At 73.0% G+C, this 18,055-nt stretch carries 13 protein-coding genes; 8 read left to right on the top strand and 5 right to left on the bottom strand.

Features of this window, described 5'->3' with window-relative positions; genetic code table 11:
- Positions 1 to 40: 40 nt before the first annotated feature.
- On the bottom strand, positions 41 to 1,327 hold the full coding sequence (locus tag AB0I72_RS18460; protein ID WP_358569803.1) for an aspartate aminotransferase family protein: 1,287 nt from the start codon (positions 1,325 to 1,327) through the stop codon (positions 41 to 43).
- Positions 1,328 to 1,510: 183 nt separating this feature from the next.
- On the opposite strand from AB0I72_RS18460, the gene AB0I72_RS18455 reads away from it, so the two are divergent.
- Together AB0I72_RS18455 and AB0I72_RS18450 are read left to right on the top strand one after the other, a co-directional pair.
- Positions 1,511 to 3,115, top strand: a complete 1,605-nt coding sequence (locus AB0I72_RS18455; protein ID WP_358569800.1) for a PucR family transcriptional regulator ligand-binding domain-containing protein — start codon at positions 1,511 to 1,513, stop codon at positions 3,113 to 3,115.
- 154 nt (positions 3,116 to 3,269) lie between these two features.
- On the top strand, positions 3,270 to 3,758 hold the full coding sequence (locus tag AB0I72_RS18450; protein WP_358569797.1) for an Lrp/AsnC family transcriptional regulator: 489 nt from the start codon (positions 3,270 to 3,272) through the stop codon (positions 3,756 to 3,758).
- Positions 3,759 to 3,946: 188 nt separating this feature from the next.
- Here AB0I72_RS18450 and gabT read toward each other — a convergent pair whose 3' ends face one another.
- Complete coding sequence (gene gabT / locus AB0I72_RS18445) at positions 3,947 to 5,284, bottom strand: 4-aminobutyrate--2-oxoglutarate transaminase (protein WP_358569794.1); 1,338 nt, start codon at positions 5,282 to 5,284, stop codon at positions 3,947 to 3,949.
- Positions 5,285 to 5,437: 153 nt separating this feature from the next.
- Here gabT and AB0I72_RS18440 point away from each other — a divergent pair, with 153 nt between their 5' ends.
- The 6 genes from AB0I72_RS18440 to AB0I72_RS18415 all read left to right on the top strand — a co-directional run bounded on the left by AB0I72_RS18440 (position 5,438) and on the right by AB0I72_RS18415 (position 13,364).
- Positions 5,438 to 6,880 (top strand): PucR family transcriptional regulator, encoded by a 1,443-nt coding sequence (locus tag AB0I72_RS18440; RefSeq protein ID WP_358569791.1) that lies wholly within the window; start codon positions 5,438 to 5,440, stop codon positions 6,878 to 6,880.
- Positions 6,881 to 7,107: 227 nt separating this feature from the next.
- Positions 7,108 to 10,188 carry a DNA helicase gene (locus tag AB0I72_RS18435; RefSeq protein WP_358569975.1) on the top strand — a complete coding sequence of 1,027 codons (3,081 nt, stop codon included), beginning with the start codon at positions 7,108 to 7,110 and terminating at the stop codon, positions 10,186 to 10,188.
- A 120-nt stretch (positions 10,189 to 10,308) separates the two neighbouring features.
- A complete protein-coding gene (locus tag AB0I72_RS18430; RefSeq protein ID WP_358569788.1) occupies positions 10,309 to 11,187 on the top strand; it encodes a DNA-formamidopyrimidine glycosylase family protein in 879 nt (292 codons plus the stop codon).
- A gap of 41 nt (positions 11,188 to 11,228) precedes the next feature.
- Entirely contained in the window at positions 11,229 to 11,561 is a 333-nt protein-coding gene (locus AB0I72_RS18425) for a hypothetical protein (protein ID WP_358569785.1), read from the top strand.
- Positions 11,562 to 11,834: 273 nt separating this feature from the next.
- Entirely contained in the window at positions 11,835 to 12,053 is a 219-nt protein-coding gene (locus AB0I72_RS18420; protein WP_358569782.1) for a cold-shock protein, read from the top strand.
- A 126-nt stretch (positions 12,054 to 12,179) separates the two neighbouring features.
- Positions 12,180 to 13,364: an SGNH/GDSL hydrolase family protein gene (locus tag AB0I72_RS18415; protein WP_358569779.1), complete on the top strand. Its 1,185-nt coding sequence runs from the start codon at positions 12,180 to 12,182 to the stop codon at positions 13,362 to 13,364.
- Between the two features lie 92 nt (positions 13,365 to 13,456).
- Here the strand turns inward: AB0I72_RS18415 and AB0I72_RS18410 are convergent, their stop codons facing one another.
- From AB0I72_RS18410 to glpK, 3 genes are all read right to left on the bottom strand, one after another.
- A complete protein-coding gene (locus tag AB0I72_RS18410) occupies positions 13,457 to 15,025 on the bottom strand; it encodes a glycerol-3-phosphate dehydrogenase/oxidase (protein WP_358569776.1) in 1,569 nt (522 codons plus the stop codon).
- A gap of 353 nt (positions 15,026 to 15,378) precedes the next feature.
- The gene (locus AB0I72_RS18405) at positions 15,379 to 16,128 is read right to left on the bottom strand and encodes an MIP/aquaporin family protein (protein ID WP_358569773.1); all 750 of its coding nucleotides are present in this window, start codon (positions 16,126 to 16,128) and stop codon (positions 15,379 to 15,381) included.
- A 209-nt stretch (positions 16,129 to 16,337) separates the two neighbouring features.
- Positions 16,338 to 17,843, bottom strand: a complete 1,506-nt coding sequence (gene glpK, locus AB0I72_RS18400; RefSeq protein ID WP_358569770.1) for a glycerol kinase GlpK — start codon at positions 17,841 to 17,843, stop codon at positions 16,338 to 16,340.
- Positions 17,844 to 18,055: the final 212 nt, after the last annotated feature.

The raw sequence follows: 18,055 nt of genomic DNA, 5'->3' as shown, positions 1-18,055 counted from the left end.
AACCGCCGCCGAGATCACGCGCCCCAGGCCCTCACGCGACTCACGCCTGCGCGTCGACCGCGCGCACCGCGTCCAGGAGCAGGTCCCGGCCCTCGGCCGCCTCCTCGGCCGACAGGGTCAGCGGCGGCGCCATCCGCAGCACGTTGCCGTGCACGCCGCCCTTGCCGACCAGCAGCCCGCGCTCACGCGTGCCCTCCAGCACCCGCCCGGCCAGCTCCGCGGAGGGGGCGCCCGTGTTCGGGTCGACCATCTCCACGGCGAACATCAGGCCCTTGCCGCGCACGTCGGAGACGCTCGGCAGGTCGGTCAGCGGGCGCAGACCGTCGATGATCAGACCGCCCTGGCGCAGCGCGTTGCCCTGGAGGTCGTGCTCCAGGACGTAGTCGAGGGTCGCCCCGGCCGCGGCCATCGACACCGGGTTGCCGCCGAACGTCGCCACACCCAGCGCGTGCAGCCGGTCCATCAGGTCGCCGCGCGCCACGACGCCGCCGACCGCGAAGCCGTTGCCGAGCCCCTTGGCGAACGTCATCGCGTCCGGGGTGACGCCGTGGTTGCCGATCCCGAAGAAGCTCGACCCGGTGCGGCCCCACCCCGTCTGGACCTCGTCCGCGACGAACAGGATGCCGTGCTCGTCCAGGACCTCCTTGTAGGCGGCGTACAGGCCGTCCGGCGGCATCGCGAAGCCGCCCACGCCCTGGATCGGCTCGGCGATCAGGCACGCGACGTTGGGCGCGGTGGTGTCCAGGACGTCGCGCAGGTCGGCGACGCAGGCGGTGACGTACTCCTTCTCCGACATCCCGCGGAAGGCCGGGGCGCCGCGGTCGGTGCCGTGCAGGTAGTGCACGTTGAGCGGCGACAGCGAGGAGTTCTTCCAGCCCCGGTTGCCGGTCACGGCCACGGTGCCGAACGAGCGGCCGTGGTAGCTGCCGCGCATGGCGAGCACCTCGTCGCTGCCGCGCGCGTAGGTGGCCAGGAGCAGGGCGGTCTCGTTCGCCTCGGTCCCGGAGTTGGTGAAGAAGACCTTGGCGTCGGGGATGCCGGACAGCCGGGCGATCTTCTCGGCCAGTTCGACCTGGCCGCGGATGAGGTACAGGGTGGAGGTGTGCACGACGCCCTTGGCGATCTGCCGCTCCACGGCCTCGCGGACCTCGGCCACGTCGTAGCCGATCATGTTGGTCACGATGCCCGTGAAGAAGTCGAGATAGGTGCGGCCGTCGGCGTCCGTGACGCGCGACCCCTTGCCGCTGACGATCTCCAGCGGGGACTCGTAGTAGAGGGGCAACCAGGAGGGCATGACCGCGCGGTGGCGCGAGAGAAGTTCCGACATGCCCCCAGTCTCTCCGCGCCCACGGCGGATGACCAGGATCACCATGTTGACAACATGCCGGTCGGAGTTACGACGTGTAAAGCCGACCCCGCTCCGCGCCTGCCGTGGTCAGAAAGCGTGCGCGCCGATCAGGGTGTAAGGCATCGGCCGCCGACGCCTGACAGAGCGTCCTAGTATGGGAGGGTGCTTCCCACTCTCGCCGAGGTCCTCGAACTCCCCGCCCTCAAGCGCGCGCGCCCACGCGTCGTGGTCGGCTCCGACCGCCTGGACGTGCCCGTGCGCTGGGTGCACATCGCCGAGGTCACCGACCTGGCCCACCTGCTGCGCGGCGGCGAACTGGTGCTCAGCACCGGCATCGCCATGCCCGACGACCCCGACGCCCTGCGCCGCTACATCGACGACCTCGCCGCCGCCGGTGTCAGCGGCATCGCGGTCGAGCTCGGCCGCAAGTACCACGCCGAACTCCCGCCCGCCTTCCTGGGCGCCGCGCGCGACGCGGGGGTGCCCGTCGTCCTGCTCGACCGCGAGGCGCGGTTCGTGGAGATCACCGAGGCCGTGCACATCCGGGTGGTCAACGAGCAGCTGGAGGAGCTGCGGGAGTCGGAGAAGCTGCACTCGGTCTTCACCCAGCTCTCGGTGGAGGGCGCCGACACCGCCCAGATCCTGCACGAGGTCGCCCAGCTGTCCGGGTGCCCGGTGGTGCTGGAGAACCTCACCCACCAGGTGCTGGCCTGCGACCTCAACGGCGAGGACCCCGGCACGCTGCTCACGTCCTGGGAGAGCAGGTCGCGCGCGATCCGCTCGGGCAGCCACACCGTCCACGCGCCCAGCACCGGCTGGCTGGTCACCACGGTCGGGGCGCGCGGTCAGGACTGGGGCCGCCTCATCCTCATCGTCGGCGCCAACCCCACCCAGCGCCAGAGCATGCTCATCGAACGCGCCGCCACCACGCTGGCGCTCGGTCGGCTGCTCGAACGCCACCAGGAGAGCCTGGAGCGCCAGACGCACCGGACGATCATCTCCAGCATCATCGACCGCGCCTACTCCGACCCCGAGGAGGCGCTGGTCCGGGCTCGGGCGGTCGGGGTGCCGCTCAAGGGGCGCGAGCTGGTCGGGCTGGTCCTGCGGCTGCGCGAGAGCGGGACCGGACTGGCGGCCCAGGCGCGGCTGTCGGACACCGCCGAGGGCGCCGCGCGCGCCTGCCGCGAGCTGCGACTGCCCGCCCTGGTCGGCTCGCTCGACGACCTGCGGGTGGGCATCCTGCTTCCGCTGTCGAGTAAGCAGCGGCTGGAACCGACCCTGCACATGCTCGCCGACCGGGTGCGGCACACCACCGGGGACGCGGCCGTGCTGGCCGTGGGCTCGTCGGCGGACGGCGTCCGGGAGGTGCGGCGGTCGTTCCTGGAGGCGCGGCAGGTCGGTGACGTGGCCGTGCGCCAGAGCGACCAGCGCCCCTTCTACCGGCTGCCCGACCTGCACCTGCGCGGGCTGCTGCACCTCTTCCGCGACGACGAGCGGCTCCAGACCTACGTCGAGCGCGAACTGGGTCCGCTGCTGGACCACGACGCCCGGCACGGCGACGACCTCACCGCCATGCTCCGGTGCTACCTGGGCGCGGGGCGCAACAAGGCGCTCGCCGCCAGCCGCGCCCACCTGTCGCGGCCCGCCTTCTACGAACGGCTGCGGCGGATTGGCAACATCCTCGACGCCGACCTGGAATCCGTGGAGACGTGTCTGTCGCTGCACGTGGCCCTGTTGTCCCTGGACTCGGTACGCGACGAGCGCTGACCTGGTCCGACAGCGGGTTCGCGGGAGAGTCTTCCGCCGGGAATCAACCGTGCAGTAACGTGGAATCCGTCGTTGTTGGCTGGCGTAGCGGCGAATTCCCTACGTCGTCAGGCCAGAATTCATCGGATTCTTGCGGTAGCAAGCGGAGGATCATGTGACCGACCAGGCGGACTCCGGTCCCGCGCGCAGGAACAACGGCATCGTCCTCGACGATACCGCCAAGCGCATCATCGAGCTCCTCCAGGAGGACGGGCGGCGGTCCTACGCGTCCATCGGCAAGCTGGTCGGCCTGTCGGAGGCGGCGGTGCGCCAGCGCGTCCAGCGGCTGTTGGAGGCGGGAGTCGTGCAGGTGGTCGGCGTCACCGATCCGATGATGCTGGGCTTCAACCGGCAGGCGATGATCGGCGTCCGCACGACCGGCGACCTCAACCAGGCGGCCGACGCGATCTCCGACATCCCGGGCGTGGAGTACGTGGTGATCACCGCGGGCTCCTTCGACCTGCTGGTCGAGGTGGTCGCCGAGGACGATCCCCGGCTGCTGGAGATCCTGGCGCGGATCCGGGACGTCGACACGGTCGGCTCCACCGAGACCTTCCTCTACCTCAAGCTCCGCAAGCAGACCTACGCCTGGGGTACGCGCTAGCGCCGAACCCGGATGAGTACGGCCCCGCCCGCGTCCAACGAGACGCGCGGGCGGGGCCGCGCCTTGGCGAGATCACGGAGGACGCGGGCATACCAGAGCCTGTCGCGCACGGCCGTGACCGGGCGAAATCCGCCAAGGTGGTCGGGGCGGGGGCGTGCGCCGTCGAACGCCCCCGGGGGCCGGGTGGTCTACAGCCGGGCGAACGCCTCGTCGAGGATGTCCAGCCCCTCGTTCAGGAGCTCGTCGGAGATCACCAGCGGCGGCAGCATGCGGACGACGTTGCCGTAGGTGCCCGCGCTCAGCAGGATCAGGCCCTGGGAGTGGGCGTAGGAGAGCACCTTGCCCAGCGCCTCCGGGTTCGGCGTCTTGTCCGCGTCCTTGACCAGCTCGATCGCGATCATCGCGCCGCGACCGCGCACGTCGCCGATGATGTCGTGCTTGGCGGCCAGCTCGCGCAGGCGGCCCAGCATCAGCTCGCCGATCCGGCGGGCGCGCTCGACCAGGCCGTCGGACTCGATGGCGTCCAGCGCGGCCAGGGCGGCGGCGCACGCGGCCGGGTTGCCGCCGTAGGTGCCGCCGAGGCCACCGCCGTGGACGGCGTCCATCAGCTCGGCGCGGCCGGTCACGGCGGCCAGCGGCAGGCCGCCCGCGATGCCCTTCGCGGTGGTGATGAGGTCGGGGACGATGCCCTCGTGGTCGCAGGCGAACAGGTCACCGGTACGGGCGAAGCCGGTCTGGACCTCGTCGGCGACGAACACGATGCCGTTGGCGCGGCAGAAGTCGACGATCGCGGGCAGGAACCCGGCGCCCGGCTCGATGAAGCCGCCCTCACCCTGGATCGGCTCGATCACCACGGCGGCGACGTTCTCGGCGCCGATCTGCTTGGTGATCTGGTCGATGGCGGCCCTGGCGGCCTCGGGGCCGCAGTTCTCGGGGCCGGTCGCCCAGCGGTAGGGGTAGGCCATCGGCACGCGGTAGATCTCGCTGGCGAACGGTCCGAAGCCCTGCTTGTAGGGCATGTTCTTGGCGGTGAGGCCCATGGTGAGGTTGGTGCGGCCGTGGTAGGCGTGGTCGAAGACGACGACGGCCTGGCGGCCGGTGGCGCTGCGGGCGATCTTGACCGCGTTCTCCACCGCCTCGGCGCCGGAGTTGAGCAGGATCGAGCGCTTCTCGTGGTCGCCCGGGGTGACGCGGTTGAGGGCCTCGCACACGTCCACGTACGCCTCGTACGGGTTGACCATGAAACACGTGTGGGTGAACCGGCCGAGCTGCTCGGCGGCGCGCTCGACGACGCGCGGGTCGGCGTTGCCGACGTTGGTGACCGCGATGCCGGAACCGAAGTCGATCAGGGCGTTGCCGTCGATGTCCTCGACGATCCCGCCGCCCGCGCGCTCGACGTAGACGGGCAGGACACTGCCGACGCCCTGGGCGACCGCACCCTTGCGGCGCTCCTGGATCGCGCGGCTCTTCGGGCCGGGGATCTCCGTGACGATCCGACGTGACTGGACGACCTCGGACGTGGCCATGCGGCTGCCTCCTGTGAACGGGCTCGGTGAGGGTGTCGATCCGACTGCCATGACCTTAGGCGGCGCGGACCGGGCCAGACATGGACACGGTGGATAATTGGGGCGAAGAGCTGTGCCAATGAGGCGTGCGACACGTGGACGGAGGGAGAGCGGATGCCCCCGACCCTGGGCGCCCTGCTGCGGACGCCGCGCCTGAGGCTGCGCCTGCTCACCGGCGAGGACCGGTTGGACCGTCGGGTCGACTGGGTCGCGGTCAGCGAACTCACCGACCCCACCCCGTACCTGGCGGGGGGCGAACTCGTGCTGACCACGGGCGTCAGGTGGGCGGACAGCGCGCCGGACCACCGCGACTACGTGCGCCGCCTGGCCGAGCGGCGGGTGGCGGGACTCGGCTTCGGGGTCGGCGTCGTGCTGGACCAGACCCCTCCGCCGCTGTGCGAGGCGGCGGCCGAGTTCGGCGTCCCGCTCGTCGAGGTGGCGCGGGAGACGCCGTTCATCGCGGTGGGCAAGGAGGTCTCGCGGCTGCTGGCCAAGGAGGAGTACGAGGGTCTCACCCGGGCCTTCGCGGCACAGCGCGAACTGACGCGGGCGGCGCTCGTGGGGGCGCCCGAGATCATCGACCGGCTGGCCCGCGACCTCGACGCCTGGGTGCTGCTGCTCGGCGACGACGGCGCCGTCACGCACGCGGCGCCCGCCGCGGCCGGGAGGCACGCGACGGTGATCGCCGCGGAGCTGCCCCGGCTCCGTGCGGCGGGCGTGCGCGCCAGCGCGTCCGTGGAGACCGGGGGCGAGCGGGTGTCCGTGCAGCCCCTGGCCACGGGGCGGCGGGTGCGCGGGTACCTGGCCGTGGGGACCGGCGGGCCGCTCGGCTCGGACGAGCGCACGCTGGTCAACGCGGCGGTGTCGCTGCTCTCGCTCGAACTCGAACGCACCGGGCGCGGCCCGTCCGTCCAGGCGGGCGAGGGCGTGGTGGCCGCGCTGCTGACCGGGGCGCTCGACCCCCTGCACGAGGGAGCGGCCCTCCTGCGCGAGATGCTTCCCCGCGAACCGGTCGTGGTCGGCGTCGGCGACGCGGTCGGGGCCGCCCACCCGCCCGAGGGGGTGTTCGTCGCCGAACACGACGGGCGGGCGCTGCTCCTGGCGGGGGCCGCGACCCCGGGCGCGGTGATCCGCGAGGTCCTGGACGGGCCGATCGGCGTGAGCGAGCCCGGCGGGTACGCGGACCTGGACACCGCCCTGGCCGAGGCCGAACGCGCCCGGGCCGTCGCCCGCGAGGGGGAGGGCGGCGTGGTCCGCGTCGGCGATCTGCCCGGGGGCCTCCTCGGCCTGGCGCAGACCCCGGCGGGCGCGCGCATGGCCGAGGACCTGCTCCGACCGCTCAGCGGCCAGCGCACCGGGGCCGAGTTACTGGCGTCGCTGCGCGCGTACCTGGCCAGCGCGGGCCGGTGGGACGCCGCGGCCGAGGCGCTCGGCGTCCACCGCCACACCCTGCGGTACCGGATGACCCGGATCCGGGACCTGCTCCCCGGGGACCTCGACGACCCCGACTACCGGGCCGAGCTCTGGATCGCCCTGCGCGTGCACGGCGTCGACTGATCCCCACGCGGGCCGCTCCCGCCTGCGGGTGACCCCGCCGCCGGACCGCCCCGAATACCGTCACCCAGAGTGAAAGTCGGGGCGGTTTCCGTGGTTCCACCGGCTTGGGCCGGGCTGATCCACAAGAATGGCCTTGCTAGCGGGCGGTAATCACCCGATCACGGGGTGGCGGACCGGGGGGCGACGTGAGGTCACTGCGCGACGACGAACAGCAGATCGGCGGGCCGATCGGTCCCGCGACGGTCGCGGGGGCGCCCGGAACGCCCTCCACCGCCACCCGGGTCGGCAGGTCCGGCGTGGGGACGGCATCGCTGCGGTGGAAGCCCTCGATCGACCACGACGAGGTCCGGTCCGTCCTCGCCTACCTGCGCGCCTGCCTGAGCCGGGAGGGCGTGCACACCCACGTCGTGCGGGCCGAGCACCTCGACTCCGACATCTGCGCCTGCCTGCCGCCCGGCCCCGAGCCGCTGTTCAGCGGCGCCCAGGACACCGTCCCCCTGCACCCCGAGGGCGCCCGCGTCCTGCACCTGGCGCAGCTGCGCGGTCAGGCGCTGCGGTACGGGTACCCGCTGGTGGTCCTCGGAGAGGGGGCCGACCGCGTCGCGCTCCCGCTGCTCACCACCGACGTCCGCGCCGTGGACGACCTCGACGGGCTGCCGCGCGATCGCGGACCCCGTGCCGAGACCGGGATCGCGGTCCGCGCGGTCGGCCCGCCCGACGTCAACGTCGCCCTGCTCACCCGCCTCGGGATCGACGACCCCGACGACCTGTTCGAGCTCCGCGCCCGCCTGCGGACCGGCGCGCCCGACACCGCGCGCCGCCCGGCCGCCGTCGCCGACCTCACCGCCAAGGTGCGCACCCTCCTGACCCGGTTGGAGGTCGAGCGGGTCGACGCCATCGACCCGCTGGGCGCCCGCGGCCTGCCCGCCGCGCTCGCGCGCGGCGCGCACAACACCGCCGTCCTCTTCCGCGCCGGACCCGGCGCCCAGTCCGAGGGCGACGACCACGAGCCCGGCTCCGTCGAGGGCGTGCTCGCCGACCTTGACCCCTCCGACCGGGACGGACTGGACCCCGAGACGGCCGTCGGCACCGCCCTGGAACCCCTCCTCGGCCGCGGCGCGCGGCCGGCCCAGCCGGAGACGGCACGGCGGCCCCCGGTCGGCGGTTCCGCCCACCGGACCGCCGCCCCGGCGCCGGAGGACCGCGACGACGGCGACGCCGCGTCGGTCCCCGTCTCGGCCACCCCCCTCAACCAGTCCCAGTACGCGGTCCTGGACGCGGCCATGCGCGAACAGCTCACGGTGGCGGCGGCCCCGCCCGGCAGCGGCGTCCACGACCTGGTCGACGCGCTCGTGCGCACCGCCGTCAGCAACGGCCAGCGGGTCCTGGTCTGCGGGAGCTCGGAGAACGACCTCGCCGAGATCACCCGGCGCGCCCGGATCGCGCCGGGACACCCGGTCGTGCGCGTCGGCGGGTCCGAACACCGCGCCGCCGAGATCCGGCAGCTCAACCGGCTGCTCCTCGACCACGCCGGGACCCCGCCCCCGGTCACGCCCGACCCCGCCGACGGTGCGGCCGTCTCCCACCTGGCCGACCTCGCCGACGACTGGGCGCGCGTCCGCCGGGCGTGGCGGGCCATGGACTCCATGGCCTCCGGCGGTCACGCGCTCGCGCGGCTGGCGGAGGAGCGCGGGCGCAGCATCGCGGGCGGCTGGGACCCCGACGCGCTGTTCACCCCCGAGCGGGGCGGCCCGGAGTACTGGCTGCACCGCGCCGAACGCGCCGGGGCGGGCGGGTTCGTCGGTCTTCAGCACCGCGCCGCCATCCGTCGCGAGCTGGGCGTGAGCACCGATCCCGACACCCTCGCCCGGCTGTGCGCGCTCGCCCGGATGGAGAGCGAGTGGCGGGCGGCGGTCGACCAGCGGACGCGCTGCGCCCCGCTGGGCGAGCTGACCGGCGGACTGTCCGACGCCCTGGCCGGGCACCGCCGGTCCAGCTCCGCCTGTCTGAGCGCGGCGACCGAGCCCCGGCTCTGGCGTGGCCGGGCGGCCATCGAGAACCGTCTGGAGACCCTCAACTGGCACCACGGCACCGGCTGGCCCGGGGTGTCCAATCTGCTGGACACCCTGCCCACCTGGATGTGCCGCACGGACCAGGTCCGCGCCCTGCCGCCGCAGGCAGGACTGTACGACCTGGTCATCGTGGTGGGGGCCGAGCGCACCCGGGCCGCCGAGGTGCTGCCCGCCCTCTACCGCGCCAGTCGGGCGGTCGTGCTCGGCGACCCCGCCCACCCGGGGCCGCCCAGCGTGCTCGAACCCGCCGAGGAGCGCCGGGCCCTGACCGCCGCCGGGTTGACCGCCGACCAGCTCGACGACCGGGGTCTGCGGCACGGGGCGGGATCGGCGCTGCGGGCCGCCTACAAGGCCGCTCCGCCGCTGCTGTGGCTGGACGAGCACGTCGGCGCGGCCCCGCCGCTGGCCGCGGCGGCCTCCCGGCACTGCTACGGGGGGCGGGTGGCCGTGCGCACGATCCCCGACCCGGCGGGCGGCCCCGCCTTCGAGTGGCACGACGTGCACGGCACGTGCGAGGCGGCGCCGGGCGCGTCCTACGTCAACCGCGACGAGGCCTACCGGGTGGCGGTGGTGGTGGACGAACTCGACGCCGCGCTGCCCGCCGACCACGTGATCGCGGTGGTGGCGCCGACGCAGCCGCAGGTGGCGCTGATCCGCCGCCAGCTCCGCCAGCGCGAACCGCGCCACGACGTGCGCGTCGGCGGTCCCGGCCTGCTCGCCTGCGACCGGGACGCCGTCGACGTCACCGTGCTCTCGCCGATGCTGGCGGCCGGTGCGCCCGCCATCGCCGAACGCCGGGTGCGGCGGATGGGGCACCTGTGGTCGTCGGTGCTCACCCGCACGCGGCGGCGGCTCGTCGCGGTGGGGGATCGGGGGTACTGGATCGGCGGCGACGGGCCGTTGGCCGACCTGGACACGTTGGTGTCGGGCACGCACGCGGCGGCCGGGGCCGACCCGGCCAGGGACGCCCTGGTGGACGAACTGCGCGGCGCGGGCACGTCGGTCGCCCTGCTCCAGACCGTCCAGGGGTGGACGGTGGACCTGGTGGTGCGCTTCGCCGCCCGCCGGTTGATCATCCTGCTCGACCGGGAGCCGGACGGTCGCGCGCTGCGCCACCTCATCGTCCGGGGCGAGGCGCTCAACCGCGTCACCGGCGACCCCGTCGTGCTGGTGCCCGCCTGGCGCTGCCTGGCCGACCCCCGTGCCCTGGTGGAGGAGATCCTCGCCGCGTACTGAGCGCGTGGCGGGGCCGGGCCGGCGCCCGTCCTGGACACGGATGCGCCGCACTACGCTGTTCGGAGCATCGTGCCCGGCTCGTGGCGGTCCGTCCGCCGTGCCGGGCGGAGGGGGGAGACCGTGCCTGAGGGCCACACGCTGCACCGGTTGGCGGCGCACTTCGACAAGACCTTCGGCGGCGCCGCCGTGCGCGCCTCCAGCCCCCAGGGCCGCTTCGCCGAGGGCGCGGCGCGTGTCGACGGGCGGGTACTCGCCGAGAGCGAGGCGCACGGCAAGCAGCTGTTCCTCGGGTTCGACTCGGGGGAGTGGCTCCGGGTGCACCTCGGCCTGTACGGCGCGTGGACCTTCGGCGACGCCGACGGCGAACGCCACCTGGGCGCGCCCAGGACCGAGGGCGCGGGCCGCCGCGAGCTGGAGCGGGACGCCGAGGGCTTCGTCCTGCCGCCCGCCCCCGTCGGCGCCGTGCGCGCCCGGCTGGTCACCACCTCGGGCTGGGCGGACCTGCGCGGTCCCTCGGCCTGCGAGGTGATCACCGACGACGAGAAGCACGCGGTCCAGGACAGGCTGGGCCCCGACCCGCTGCGCGACGACGCCGACCCCGAACGCGCGTGGCGCGTGATCAGCCGCTCCCGGACGAGCGTCGCCGTGCTGCTCATGCGCCAGGACGTCATCGCGGGCATCGGCAACATCTACCGCGCGGAGTCCCTCTTCCGGGCCGGGATCGACCCGCTGACCCCGGGCCGCGACCTCGATCGCGACCAGTGGACCGCGCTCTGGGACGACCTCACGGCCCTGCTCCGCGACGGCGTGCGCGACGGGTACATCATCACCACCCGCCCCGAGCACCGGCCCGACCCCGACGCCCACCCCGTGCCCCGCCCGGACACGCTCTACGTCTGCTACCGCACGGGGGAGCCCTGCCGCGTGTGCGGATCGCCCGCCGCCTCCACGGACCTGGCCGGACGCACCCTGTACTGGTGTCCCGGCTGCCAGCGCTAGGCACGGTGGGTCACCCCGCCGACCGACGGGGGCCGTGCGCCGTGCCGACCGTCGACGGAGCCGGGGAGCGGGCGTGGCGGTTCTTCGCCCGGGACCGGGATCTCGACTGCCGCGAACCGGAATTCGACGCGCAAACGCGCGTGCGCGGCGGGGATTCGCGGATACGGATCCGCGCCCGCGCGCTGCCGCGGGATCCGGTGGCCGAGGTCGACCGCCTCGACCCGGCGGCCATCGCGGACACCGCCCCGGGGACGCCGCCGCCGGGGGAGGAGCACACGTTCGTCATCACGGACGGTGCACGCCTGGACCCCTCCGCCGTGCTGACCGAACCCGTCCTGAGGTGCGTCGACGACGTCCTGGCGACATCAGGGTGAGCGGAGGGTGACGTTCCGGTGGCCTCCCGGTCGGCCACGCGCGCTGCCCCGGGTGCGGCGGTGTATTCCCCGGGCGTCCGTGCGGGTTGCCACACCGAAATCCTCCGCCGGCGCGTCCGGCTGTGATACGTTCGATGGTGATTGTTAGTCGTTGAATTTCGCAGTTGGTGTATGCCCGCGGAGTTTGTGACCGGCGGGCGGTTTCGATCGGCTCGCGGCAATTGCTCGGACGCGTGTGTAAGCGTCCGTGCACACCGAGCTGAAGGAGAGAACATGGCTCAGGGCACTACTGTTCAGGGTACTGTGAAGTGGTTCAACGGCGAGAAGGGCTTCGGCTTCATCTCCCCCGACGACGGTGGGCCCGACGCTTTCGTCCACTACAGCGCGATCCAGGGTTCCGGCTTCCGTAACCTCGAGGAGAACCAGCGCGTGGAGTTCGAGATCGTCGCCGGCACCCGCGGCCCGCAGGCCGAGAACGTCGTCGCCATCTAGGTAGGGCCACACACGTAGCCGCACGCCCCCGGAAGGTCCGCCTTCCGGGGGCGTTCGCGTGTCCGGGCCCGGCCCGGCAGACTGTGCCGTGCCCCAGCGTCGACGACGTCCCCGGAAGTGAAGACGATGACCGAGTGGATCACCACACCCGTCGAGCCCGGCATGCTGCGCGGAGCCGTCGAGGTGGAGCGCACCGACCGCGGCGTCCTGCCGCACCGGTTGCCCGCCTGGGCCCGACGGCAGTTCCCCGACGCGGGCCTGGCCGCGATGGAGGCCCGGGGCTCCGGGGTGCGGCTGTGCCTGCGTACCCGCGCCACCGTCATCGAGCTGGAGGCACTGCCCACCAAGACCGTGTACCGCGGTGGGCCGCCTCCGAAGGACGGCGTGTACGACCTGGTGGTCGACGGCGTCACGTGTGGTCGGGGCGGCATCGCCGGGGGGAACGTCGTCACGGTCGACCTGGACCCCCAGTCCTCGGACACCACCCCCGGTCAGCCCGGCGCCGTCCGCTTCTCCGGGCTGTCCGGGGAGGAGAAGGACGTGGAGATCTGGCTGCCCCACCGCGAGGTCACCGAGCTGATCGCCCTGCGCGCCGACGCCCCGGTCCGGCCAGCCCCGGACCACGGCCGGAGGGTCTGGCTGCACCACGGAAGCTCCATCAGCCAGGGCTCCAACGCCGAACGTCCGACCGAGATCTGGCCCGTGGTCGCCGCCTCCCGAGCCGGTGTGGAGCTGGTCAACCTGGGGTTCGGCGGCAACGCCCTGCTCGACCCGTTCACCGCCCGCACGATGCGGGACACCCCGGCGGACCTGATCAGCGTCAAGATCGGCATCAACCTGACCAACACCGACCTGATGCGGCTGCGCGCCTTCACCCCGGCGGTCCACGGCTTCCTCGACACGATCCGCGAGGGACATCCGGACACACCGCTGCTGGTGGTCTCCCCGCTCCTGTGCCCCATCCAGGAGGACACGCCGGGGCCCGTGACACTCGACCCGGAGTCCGCGACGCCGCGCTTCCGGGCGATCGGCGACCCAGCGGACACCGCCGCCGGACGGCTGACGCTCACCGTCATCCGGGACGAGCTCGCCCGCCTCGTCGAGCGGAGGGCGGCCGAGGACCCCCACCTGCACCACCTCGACGGCCGCGCGCTCTACGGGGAGTCGGACCACGCGGAGCTGCCGCTGCCCGACGCGCTGCACCCGGACACCGCCGCGCACCGGCGGATCGGGGAGCGCTTCGCGACGGCGGTCTTCGGGGGGCCGTTCGCCGCTCGGGACGGGCGGACGCGGAACACGCCCCAGGCATAGGGACGTCCCGGCGCCGGGGTCAGGAGCCCGGCGCCGGGACGGGGTGGACCGGCCGCCCCTTCCAGGGAGTGCGGGGCGGCCGGGGTTCGGGGTCAGCCCTGGAGCAGGGCCTCGGTGCGCTGGCGCACCTCGGAGGTGTCCAGCCCGCGCACGGTGACGGTGGTGCGGCGGCGCAGGACGTCGTCCACGGTGACCGCCCACTCGTGGTCGCGGGCGAAGACCACCTGGGCCCAGATGTCGGGGCCGTCGGGGTGGATGCGCTCGCCCAGCGCGGGCTCGTCGCGCACCAGGGCCGCGATGTCCATCGCCAGGCTGCCGTAGTGCGAGGCGAGGTGCCGCGCGACCAGCGGGTCCAGGCGGGCGCCCGGATCGCGGTCGATGATGATCCGGTGGGTGACCGCCTCGGGGCTGGCCAGACCGGGCAGCGGCACCGTCTTGAGCGGGTCGGACATGTCCTCGGCCAGCGGCACGGCCGAGACCTTGCGCAGCTCCTCCAGGATGGTGCGGCCGATGTGCCGGTAGGTGGTCCACTTGCCGCCCGCGACCGACAGCATGCCGCCCCGGCCCTGGGTCACCACGGTCTCGCGCTTGGCGGAGCTGGTGCCGCCGGGGCCGCCGGGCAGGACGCGCAGCCCGGCGAAGGAGTAGGTGATGTTGTCGGGGTTGAGGTAGGGCGCGTCGATGCCGAGCGTCGCCTCGCCGAGGATCTGGTCGACGTCACCCGGGACCACACCGACCTCGGCGGGGTCGCCGGTGTACTCCTCGTCCGTCGTGCCCAGCAGGAGGCGGCCCTCCCACGGGATGGCGAAGGAGACGCGGTACTTGTCGACGGGGATGGTCAGCGCGGCGCGCCACGGCTCCGGGGTCTTGAGCACCAGGTGGGCGCCCTTGGACAGGCGCACGCTCGGCGCGACGCCGGGCTGCTCCATGTCGCGCAGGCGGTCGACCCACGGGCCGGTGGCGTTGAGCACCAGGCGCGCGTCGATCCCGAACTCCTGCCCGTCGACCCGGTCGCGCAGGTCGGCGCCGGTCACCCGCCCGCGGGTGGTGCGCAGGCCCGCGACCTCGGCGTGGTTGAGCACGACCGCGCCCGCGTCGACGGCGGCGCGGACGGTCATGACGGCCATGCGGCTGTCGTTCATCTGGTGGTCGCTGTAGGCGGCGACCGACTTGAGCCCGTCGGTGCGCAGGCCCGGGGCCAGCCGCTTGGCCTGGGTGGGGGAGAGCAGACGGCCCATGCCGTCGCCGAAGGCCGACAGAGCCGAGTACAGGAACACGCCCGCGCCCATCTTCGCGGCGCCGTGGGGGCCGCCGGAGTAGATGGGGACCAGGAACGGCATGTGGTTGACCAGGTGGGGGGCCACGTCCGAGGCGAGGGAGCGGCGCTCCTTGTGGTTCTCGGCGACCAGGCGCACGTTGCCCGTCTGGAGGTAGCGCAGGCCGCCGTGCACGAGCTTGGAGGAGGCGCTGGAGGTGGCCCCGGCGAAGTCACCGGCGTCGACCATGGCGACGCGCAGACCGGCCTGGGTGGCGGTCCAGGCGGCGGATGTGCCCAGGATGCCGCCGCCGATCACGAGGAGGTCGAACGTGCCCCTGGCGAGTTCCTCGCGCGTGTGGGCGCGGGAGGAGGCGATGTCGTGTTGGTGGGTTCTGGCGGTCATGGCTGGTGCTCCGTCCGTTCGGGAGGGATGGCGGGTGCCGCGCCTGTACCTGAACGGGCTCTGACGTTTCAGGCAGGTGTCGTCTGCATAATACGACAATGCCGCACGATGGTGAAGATAGCCCTCCCCTCTACCTGCGAGTAGGCGTGGAGTCGGGGTCCTGACCGTGTTTTCGTGGGAAATGCGTTGCTCAGGGTGGCGAAGCGTGTTCATGGAGTCGTGCATGTTCGGTATTGTCGAACGCCCTGGTCAGTACCAGTGCGGGTGCCCGGGCGTCGAGAGATCGGGCCGCAGACGAAGGAGCCGGGTACCGCCCCCGTGGCGGTACCCGGCTCCCCCCGTCGGAACGGGCGTCAGCCGCCGAACCCGGTCAGCTTCCAGATCCAGGCGCCGAGCACGCCGCCGACGATCGGCGCGACGACGGGGATCCAGGCGTAACCCCAGTCCGAGGAGCCCTTGCCCGGGATGGGCAGGAGCGCGTGCGCGATGCGCGGGCCCAGGTCACGGGCCGGGTTGATCGCGTAGCCGGTCGGGCCGCCCAGGGACAGGCCGATGCCGAACACGAGCAGACCGACCAGGAGCGGGGCCAGACCCGTGGCGAACAGCGCCGACAGGTCCACCTCACCGTCGCGGATGTGCTCGCTGTTGGCGCCGATGCCCAGGATGCCGATGAGCAGCATCGCGGTGCCGATGACCTCGGTGACGAAGTTGGCGACCGGCTTGCGCACGGCCGGGGCCGTGCTGAACACCGCGAGCTTGGCGTCGGCGTCCTCGGTCGGCGCCCAGTGCGCGTGGTAGACGAGGTACACCAGCACCGCACCGGTGAAGGCGCCCGCCATCTGCGCGGCGATGTACCCGGGGACCAGGGACCACTCGAACGAGCCGATGCTCGCCAGACCGATGGTGACCGCCGGGTTGATGTGGGCGCCGCTCGTGGTGCCCGTGACGTAGACGGCCATCGCGACCGCCATACCCCAGCCGAACGTGATGACGATCCAGCCGGCGTTGTTGGCCTTGGACTTGGCCAGCACGACACCGGCGACGACACCGCCGCCGAGCAGGATCAGGATCGCCGTACCGACGAACTCTGCCAGATAAACCATGTGGACCTCCGCCCCGTACGGGGCATGCGGGGTGCGGGAGGTCCGTCGCTCCGCGTCCGGGGGGCGCGGGACACGGGCAACAGCGGACTCACCCGTCACGTGATGGGGATGTGCGGGGCACGCGGTGTGCCCCGAGTGCCGCCCCAGGGATCCCCGGCGGTGGCCGGTGACCCCTGGGAGCGGTCGTCAGAGGGGATCGCCGAAGCGTTCTACTTCGCGTTCTCGCCCGGGTGCTCGACCCAGCCGAGGGTGCGCTCGACGGCCTTGTTCCAGTTGCGGTACTCGCGGTCGCGGACCTCGGGCTCCATCTTGGGCGTCCACTCGGCCGCCTTGTGCCAGTTGGCGCGCAGGGTCTCCACGTCCGGCCAGTAGCCGACGGCCAGACCGGCGGCGTAGGCCGCGCCCAGGCAGGTGGTCTCGGCGACCATCGGCCGGACGACCTCGGCGTCGAGCACGTCGGACAGGATCTGCATGAGGAGGTTGTCCGCCGTCATGCCGCCGTCCACCTTGAGGGTGGTCAGGTCGATCTGGGAGTCGGCGTTCATCGCGTCGACGACCTCGCGGGTCTGCCACGCCGACGCCTCCAGGACGGCGCGGGCGATGTGGCCCTTGTTGACGTAGCCGGTCAGGCCGGCGACGACGCCGCGGGCGTCGCTGCGCCAGTGCGGGGCGAACAGACCGGAGAAGGCGGGAACGATGTAGCAGCCGCCGTTGTCCTCCACCGTGCGCGCGAGGGTCTCGATCTCCGGGGCGGTGGAGATCAGGCCCAGGTTGTCGCGCAGCCACTGGACGAGGGAGCCGGTGACGGCGATCGAGCCCTCCAGGGCGTACACGGCGGGCTCGTCGCCCAGCTTGTAGCCGAGCGTGGTGAGCAGGCCGTTGTCGGAGGTGACCGGCTCGGTGCCGGTGTTCATCACCAGGAAGGTGCCGGTGCCGTAGGTGCCCTTGACGTCACCCGGGTCGAAGCAGGTCTGGCCGAACAGGGCGGCGTGCTGGTCTCCGAGGGAGGAGGCGACCGGGGTGCCGGCGAGGTAGCCGCGGGCGGTGCCGTAGACCTCGGAGGAGGAGCGGATCTCGGGGAGGATGGCCGCGGGGATGTCCATCGCGTCCAGGACCTCGGGGTCCCACTCCAGCGTGTGGAGGTTCATCAGCATGGTGCGGCTGGCGTTGGTCACGTCGGTGACGTGGTGGCCCGTCAGCTTCCAGATGAGCCAGGTGTCCATGGTGCCGAACAGCACCTCGCCGCGCTCGGCTCGCCCGCGCAGGCCGTCGACGTTGTCCAGCAGCCAGCGGAGCTTGGGGCCGGAGAAGTAGGTGGCGAGGGGGAGGCCGCACGCGGCGCGGAAGCGGTCCTGGCCGCCCTTCTCGCTGAGCTCGCGGACGATGTCGTGGGTGCGCGTGTCCTGCCAGACGATGGCGTTGTGGACCGGCTTGCCCGTCTCGCGGTCCCACACGACGGTGGTCTCGCGCTGGTTGGTGATGCCGATGGCGGCGACCTGGTCTGGGGTGATGTCGCTCTTCTGGAGGGCCTGCTGGACGACGACCTCGACGTTGGTCCAGATCTCCTCGGCGTCGTGCTCCACCCAGCCGGGCTGGGGGAAGATCTGGCGGTGCTCGCGCTGGTCGACCGAGACGATCCGCCCGTCCCGGTCGAAGAGGATGCAGCGGCTCGACGTGGTGCCCTGGTCGATCGCGGCGACGTACTGCTGACTCATCGGGATGTTCGCCTTCCGGTGGACGGCTGCGGGTGGGAAGCCGGGATGGGTGTCGAACGGGTGAACTCGGCATGTACCGAACGGCGTACGACATTGACGTATGAAGTACGCGTCAGTTTCATCCGTCTTTCCTTCCCATGTCAAGACGGCGTGACGCAATCGTGTCGCGTGGATCACACAACACGGAGAGTGATCGCCCGTGGGTGTACAAG

Origin of the sequence: Nocardiopsis sp. NPDC049922, assembly GCF_040660275.1 — a bacterium.
GTDB lineage: Bacteria > Actinomycetota > Actinomycetes > Streptosporangiales > Streptosporangiaceae > Nocardiopsis.
Note: the sequence above shows the minus strand (reverse complement) of the source record. Positions and strands in the feature narration are given on the sequence as shown.